We start from the raw sequence: 7,613 nt of genomic DNA, 5'->3' as shown, positions 1-7,613 counted from the left end.
CGCGCTGGCACCGGCCGGCCTCCTCGAACGTGCTGAGCACCTTGTAGAGGGTCGCGAACCCGCCCGGCACGCCCTCGGCCGCCACCGCGCCGCGGGTCAGCACGCCGTGGCGGCCCAGCAGCAGCTCGGCCTGGTAGTGGGCGCGCAGCGTGGAATCCGGCTCGGGCGCCGGCAGGGCCGACCATCTCCCGGCCACGGCCGGGTCGGCGCTGCGGTGCTGGGCGTGCGCGACGCTGTAGCGGCTCAGCCGCGGCGGGCGGCGGGTGCGGTGGGCGGGGGCCGATCGCTTGCGGGCACCGGTGCCGGCCAGCATCGCGCGCACCGGCGCGAACGTGTCGCCGGTGACCCAACCGGCCCAGATCAGCTCCCACAGCGCGGATTTCAGCTCCGACTCGGGAATCCCGGCCTGGGCCAGCTGGCGGAAGAAGTACGCGCCGCCCCCGGCCAGCGTGTCGAGGATCGCGCGGTGGGCGTCGGTGAAGTCGAGCTCGGCCGGCCCGGCCAGCGTCAGCGGCGCGGAGTCGCTGGCGTGCAGCGCGATCCAGCCGTCGCCGGCCGAGATCGACCCGGCGCCCGACCAGGTCACCTCGCCGGTGGCGAGCAGTTCGTCGAGCATCGCGGGGGAGTAGCCGCGCACCCGCGGGGCCAGCACGAGCGGTTCGATCGCCGAGGCCGGCATCCGCACCCCGGCCAGCTGATCGATCACCGAGACCAGGCCGTCGAGACCCGACTGCGGCGACGACACGTGGTGCCAGGCCGGCAGGAACCGCCCGTACGCGGCCGTGCTCACCGGCTCCACCTGCGCGCGCAGCGCCGCCAGCGAACGCCGCCGCAGGATGCGCAGCACGTCGGCGTCGCACCACTGCTCGTCCCCGGCGCCCCCGGATAATTCAGCGGCGACGAACTCGCCGCGCACCAGCCGGCCGTCGGCGGCGAGCCGGCCCAGCACGTCGGCCGTGACGCGCAGCCCGAGGCCGAACCTGGCGGCGGCCTGGGCCGTGGTGAACGGGGTGTGCGTGCGCGCGTAGCGGCCCAGCAGCTCGCCCAGCGGGTCGGCCACCGCCTCGGTGAACGCGGCCGGGACGCCCAGCGGCACCGCCGCCCCGACCCCGTCGCGCAGCCGGCCGATGTCCTCGACGGCCACCCACCAGCTGCGGCCGGCGAACGGCACGGTCAGCGCGCGCCGGGCGGCCCGCAGGCCCTCCAGCCATCCCCCGACGTCGGCACCTCCGGCCCGGGCCGAGACCTCGTCCTCGGTCAGCGGGCCCAGCAGCCGCAACAGGTCCGCGACCCCCTCGGCGTCGCGGGCGGCCCGGTCGGCCGACAGGTGCTGCAGCTGGCGGCCCGTCGCGGCGATGACGTCGGGGTCGAGCAACTCCCGCAGCTCCACGCGGCCCAGCAGCTCGGCCAGCAGCGTGCTGTCCAGCGACAGCGCGGCGGCTCGCCGCTCGGCCAGCGGGGTGTCGCCCTCGTACATGAACGCGCCGACGTAACCGAACAACAGGGAGGCCGCGAACGGGGACGGTCGCGCGGTTTCGGTCTCGGCGACCCGCACCTTGCGCTGGGCGATGCCGGCCATCAGCCCGGTCAGCGCCGGGACGTCGTAGACGTCCTGCAGGCATTCGCGGATGGCCTCGAGCACCACCGGGAAGTCGGGGTACTTGCGCGCCACGTCCAGCAGCTGGGCCGCGCGCTGGCGCTGGTGCCACAGCGGCGAGCGCTTACCGGGGTGGCGGCGGGGCAGCAGCAGTGCGCGCGCCGCGCACTCGCGGAACCGCGACGCGAACAGCGCCGAGCCGCCCACCTCGGCGGTGACGATCGGGTCGATCTCGTCGGCGTCGAAGACGAAAAGTTCTGCACCGGGCGGGGTTTCGTCGAGGGTGTCGGGCAGGCGGACCACGATGCCGTCGTCGGAGGCGGTCGGCTTCTCGTCGAGGCCGTAGCGCTCGCGCAGCCGCCGGCCCACCGCCAGCGCGAGCGGCCCGTGCACCCGCAGCCCGTACGGCGAGTGCAGGATCACCCGCCAATCGCCGAGCTCGTCGCGGAACCGCTCGACCAAGAGTGTGGTGTCGGTGGGGACCACCCCGGCGGCGGTCCGCTGCTCGTCCAGCAGCCCCCACAGGTTGTCGGTCGCGAAGGCATCGAAACCCAAAGCGGCGCAACGCTTGTCGAAGGCTTCGCGGTCGAGGCCGGCCAGCTCCCCGGTGAACGCGCCGAGCGCGGCGCCCAGCTCGGCCGGGCGGCCCACGTCGTCGCCGCGCCAGAACGGCAACCGGGCCGGCTGTCCCGGCGCGGGGATCACCAGCACCCGGTCGTGGGTGATCTCGGTGATCCGCCAGCTGGTGGCCCCCAGCGAGATCACGTCGCCCGGGCGGGACTCGTACACCATCTCCTCGTCGAGTTCGCCCACCCGCGAAGGCTTTTCGGCCTCGGAGGCCAGGTACACGGTGAACATCCCGCGGTCGGGGATGGCCCCGCCGGACGTGACGGCCAGCCGCTGCGCCCCGGGCCGCGCGGTCAGCGTGCCGGTGTCGCGGTCGTAGACCAGGCGCGGGCGCAGCTCGGCGAACTCGGTGGACGGGTACTTGCCGGCCAGCAGGTCCAGGGTGGCCTCGAACACGCTGCGGGGCAGCGTCGCGAAGGGGGCGGCCCGGCGCACGGTGTCGAACCACCGGTCGGCGTCCAGCGGCTCCAGCGCGGCGGCCGCCACGGTCTGCTGCGCCAGGATGTCCAGCGGGTTGGCGGGCACCCGCATCGTCTCGATCTGCCCGCCCAGCATGCGCTGCACGGTCACCGCGCACCCGATCAGGTCGGTGCGGTGCTTGGGGAACAGCACGCCGCGCGAGACCTCGCCGACCTGGTGGCCGGCCCGCCCGATGCGCTGCAGGCCGCTGGCCACCGACGGCGGCGCCTCCACCTGGATCACCAGGTCGACGGCGCCCATGTCGATGCCCAGCTCCAGGCTGGAGGTCGCCACCACCGCCTTGAGCACCCCCCGTTTGAGGTCCTCCTCGACCACGGCGCGCTGCTCCTTGCTGACCGAACCGTGGTGGGCGCGCGCCAGCAGCGGCGGCGCGCCGAAACTCTGGCCACTCCCCATCAGGTGCGCCGGGGCGCCGCCCGCCACTTTCGGGTTGGGGTCCGTGTCCAGCGAGATCCCCGCGCGTTCGGCGTGGATCTCGTTGAGCCGGGAGGTGAGCCGCTCGGCCAGCCGCCGCGAGTTGGCGAACACGATGGTCGAGCCGTGCGATTCGATCAGGTCGACCAGGCGGGCCTCGACGTCGGGCCAGATGCTGTTGTTGGCCAGGTTGGCCATGTCGGGCACCGGGACCTGCACCGTGAGCTCGATGGTCTTGGCCGACGGCGGCGAAACGATGCGGGTGGGGGACTGCCCCGACAGGAAGCGCGCCAGCTCCTCGGGTGGGCGCACGGTCGCCGACAGCCCGATGCGCTGCGCGGGCGGCCCCTCACGCAGGTCGTCCAGGCGCTCCAGGGACAGCGCCAGGTGCGCGCCGCGCTTGCCGCCGGCGATGGCGTGGATCTCGTCGACGATCACCGTCTGAACGCCCGCGAGGGTTTCGCGCGCCGCCGACGTCAGCATCAAAAACAGCGATTCCGGGGTGGTGATCAGCACGTCGGGCGGGTGCGCGATGAGCTGCCGGCGCACCGGGGGCGGGGTGTCGCCAGAGCGGACCCCGACGCTGATGTCCGGCGGGGGCAGGCCGTGCCGCTCGGCGATGCGGGTGAGGCCCGCGAGCGGGGTGCGCAGGTTGCGTTCGACGTCGACCGCCAGCGCCTTGAGCGGGGACACGTAGAGCACGCGGGTGCCGGCCGGCCGCTCGGCCGACCCGGCCAGTAAGTCCAGCGCCCACAGGAACGCCGCGAGGGTCTTGCCGGAGCCGGTCGGCGCGATGACCAGGGTGTTGTCGCCGTCGGCGATGGCCTCCCAGGCCTGCGCCTGCGCGGTGGTCGGGGCGGCGAAGGTGCCGGTGAACCACTCGCGGGTGGCCGCGCTGAACCGGCCCAACGGGTCGGGCGGCCGGGACTCGGCGCGGGTGCTCACCCAACCATGGTGCCAACGGGCACCGACATGTCGGTGGGTGCGCGCCTCAGAGCCTCGCGGTGGCCATCGCGTGCGCCAGCTCCGGCGGGATCTCCGGCACCCGGGCGATGGAGTCGAGCAGCGTGTGCGCGCAGGCGTCGGCGAGCCGGTCGGCGTCGGTGGTGGGGTCCATGATCCGCTGCCGGCAGATCTCAAAGGTGAACGCGAGCCAGCCCTGGATGATCACCCGCAGGTCCCGCTCGACGTCGGGTTCCAGCGCGCTGGTGTCCGGCATCCCGCTCACCACCTCGCCGATGCGCGACATGATGTGTTCCATCTGGCGGTTCTTGGCCTCGTCGTCGATGCCGAGCAGGACCGGGTCGGAGCGGCCCAGGCCGACGTACGCGGCCCAGGCGGCCTCCGGGTTGGACTGGTGATAGGCCATGTAGGCCAGCACGCCGGTCCGGATCTCCTCGAACATCGTCATGCCGGGCGCGGGCGGGTTGTTGGTGGCGTCGTAGAGGCGGTCCGCCTCGTCCTTGACCACCGCGGCGAAGAACGCCCGCTTGTCGGGGAAGTAGTGATACATCAGCGCGCGGGACACGCCCGCGCGTTCGGCTATCTCGTCGATGCGGACCTCGTCATAGGGTCGCTTCCCAAAGACTTCTGCCCCCAAAGCGAGCAGCTCTGCGCGGCGATCCTCGGGGGATAACCGCCTTCTGGCTGTCGGCATGTGACAGATAGTACTCACACGGTATGAGACGGCCGCCACATCGCTGTCAGCCGGCTCTCAGCCAAACGTCACGCCCTGGGCCAGCGGTAACGCGTCGGAATAATTGACGGTATTGGTACTTCGGCGCATGTAGGCCTTCCACGCGTCCGAGCCGGACTCCCGCCCGCCCCCGGTTTGCTTCTCGCCGCCGAACGCTCCGCCGATCTCCGCGCCCGACGTGCCGATGTTGACATTGGCGATGCCGCAGTCGGATTCGTCCAGGAAACGCTCGGCCTCGCGCAGGTCGGTGGTGAAGATCGCGGACGAAAGTCCCTGCGGCACAGCATTGTTGAGCGCGATCGCCTCGCCCAGGTCGTCATACGTCAGCACGTAGAGGATCGGCGCGAACGTTTCGGTGGCCACGATGGCCGTCTGGGCGGGCATGCGGACGACGGCCGGCGCGACGTAGTAGGCGCTCGGGTGGGCGTCTTGCCCGTCAGGGCCGTCGGGGTGGAAGCGCTCGCCGCCGAAGACCTCGCCGCCGTCGGCGCGCGCCTGCTCGCACGCCCCGACCATGTCGCGGTAGGCCGTCTCGTGGATGAGCGGGCCGACGAGCGTGTCCGGCGCCGACGGGTCGCCGATCGCGAGCCGCGCGCACGCGTCGACGACCCGGGCGAGGACCTCGTCGGCCACCGAGCGGTGCACGATGAGCCGGCGCAGGCTCGTGCAGCGCTGCCCGGCGGTGCCGGCGGCGGCGAACACGATGGCCCGCACGGCCAGGTCGAGGTCGGCCGACGGCGTCACGACGGCCGCGTTGTTGCCGCCCAGCTCCAGCAGGGCCCGCCCGAACCGCGCGGCGACCCGCGGGCCGACGGCTTGGCCCATCCGGACCGAACCGGTGGCGGACAGCAGCGCGATCCGCTCGTCGTCCACCAGCAGCTCGCCGAGGTCGCGCTCGCCCAGGACCAGGCCGCTGACCGCGGCGGGGGCACCGATGTCGGCGGCCGCGCGGGCGATCAGCGCCTGGCAGGCCAGCGCCGTCAGCGGCGTCAGCTCCGAGGGCTTCCACACGACGGGGTCGCCGCACACGAGCGCCACGGCGGCGTTCCACGCCCACACCGCGACCGGGAAGTTGAACGCGGTGATCACGCCGACCACACCGAGGGGGTGCCAGGTCTCCAGCAGGCGATGCCCGGGCCGCTCGGAGGCGATGGTGCGGCCGTACAGCTGGCGCGACAGGCCCACCGCGAACTGGCAGACGTCGATCATTTCCTGCACCTCGCCGAGCGCCTCGGAGCCGATCTTGCCCACCTCAACGGTCACCAACGCCGCCAGGTCGTCCTTGTGCCGGGTGAGCAGCTCACCGAGCCGGGCCACCAGCGCGCCGCGCACCGGCGCCGGGGTGGCGCGCCACGCCGGGAACGCGGCGGCGGCGTCGGCGATGACCGTCCGGGCCCGCTCGGGCGTGGTGCGGGCGACGGTGAACAGCACCTCGCCGGTGATCGGCGTGCTGGCGGGCAGCCCGTGGCCCGCCGGGTCGCCGAGCGCGACGCCGACGCCCATCGCCTGATAGGCCGTGGTCACCAGGGCTCGTAGCTCCTCCGAATTCATCGGGCTGCCTCCTCGTAAAGTGCGTACGGGTCGTGGACCTCGCGGCCGATGGCCCCGGCCAGCCACCGCGCGTCGTAGCCCGAGTCGTCGGGCGCCGCCCGCGCCCGGGTTTCGCGGTCCAGGTTGGACCGGAAGATGCCCGCCGCCGACGCCGGCAGGAAGTCCTCGTAGACGATCGGCGCGGACGGGTTGCCGCCGCGATAGTAGGCCAGCCCCTCGGCGGCCATGCCCGCGTCGGTCGACGGGAAGTGCCGGCCCCACACCGACGCCGGGTCGGGCGCGCCCATCGCGGCGTCGTAGCGTTCCCGGCCCTCGCGGGTCAGCGCGACCCCGCGCGCCTCGACCTCGCCGAAGCGCACCCGCACGCTGCCCGGGGTGATGCGGCCGTCCCGGCCGCGAAACAGGCAGGGCTCGGCGAGCGCGCGAAAAGAGGTCTGGCGCAACAGGACCGCGGGCCCGTCGGTGCGGGGCGGCCCCTGGATGGCGTCGATCATGGCGACGCCGCGCGCGTTCATCCGCCGATACAGCTCGTCGATGTCGAGCACCCGCGGCGTCAGGTGGTTGATGTGGGTGGAGCCCACCCCGGCGATGTCGGCGTCCACCGGCGACACCCGCGACAACTCGTCGTACCAGGCCTTGTCGATCGGCTCGCGCGACAGCGCGAACGCCGCCACCGCCGCCGACACGAACGCCCCCGCCTCGTCGGCGGCGCAGCCGCCCTCGGCCGCGATCGTTCGTGCCCGCGCGACCAGCGCGGGGTCGAACAGCCGCCGGCGCGCGACGAAGGTCTCCACCCGGGCCCGCAGCTCGGGACCGAAGTAGCGCGCATCCCGGGCGGCCAGCATCGAGGTGAACACCCGAAACGGGTTGCGCGCCAACTCGTTCGCGTCGATGGGACGAAAGGCCGTCGACACCACCGGAATCGGTGAGGCGGCGCGGCGCAGGTCGTAGTAGCCCACCGGGTACATGCCGAAGGCGGCGAACAGGTCGGCGACGGCGGCCAGTTCGGCCGGGCTGCCCACCCGGATGGCGCCGTGCCGCTCGGCGGTGACCCGATCCAGCGACCCGAGACGTTCGGCGCCGGGATTTCGCGCCACGTAGGCGGCGTTGACCTGGCCGCACACCTCGACCAGCGTGCCGTAGGCGGGGACCTCCGCGGCGTACATGGCGGACAGCCCGGCGGCGAATCGCGCGCGGAGCTGCCACGGCGCCACCGTGCCCTGCCGGGCGCTCACGGCGCACCCGCGA

Annotated in this window: 4 protein-coding genes; all 4 read right to left on the bottom strand. The window is 73.6% G+C overall.

The window, feature by feature from the left end; genetic code table 11:
- Positions 1–4,063: ATP-dependent helicase (locus A9X00_RS16625; RefSeq protein ID WP_067155481.1), on the bottom strand; the 4,063-nt coding region annotated here is incomplete at its 3' end.
- Positions 4,064–4,109: 46 nt separating this feature from the next.
- The gene (locus A9X00_RS16620; protein ID WP_067155478.1) at positions 4,110–4,775 is read right to left on the bottom strand and encodes a TetR/AcrR family transcriptional regulator; all 666 of its coding nucleotides are present in this window, start codon (positions 4,773–4,775) and stop codon (positions 4,110–4,112) included.
- Between the two features lie 57 nt (positions 4,776–4,832).
- The gene (locus A9X00_RS16615; protein ID WP_067155474.1) at positions 4,833–6,365 is read right to left on the bottom strand and encodes an aldehyde dehydrogenase family protein; all 1,533 of its coding nucleotides are present in this window, start codon (positions 6,363–6,365) and stop codon (positions 4,833–4,835) included.
- Complete coding sequence (locus A9X00_RS16610) at positions 6,362–7,531, bottom strand: 2-oxoadipate dioxygenase/decarboxylase family protein (protein WP_082975338.1); 1,170 nt, start codon at positions 7,529–7,531, stop codon at positions 6,362–6,364. Before A9X00_RS16610 ends, A9X00_RS16615 begins: the two co-directional genes overlap by 4 nt.
- Between the last annotated feature and the right edge of the window lie 82 nt (positions 7,532–7,613).

The sequence above is a fragment of the Mycobacterium sp. 1245805.9 genome (genome assembly GCF_001672915.1).
Lineage (GTDB): Bacteria > Actinomycetota > Actinomycetes > Mycobacteriales > Mycobacteriaceae > Mycobacterium.
The sequence above is the reverse complement of the archived record's forward strand: the minus strand, read 5'-3'. Positions and strand labels throughout refer to the sequence as shown.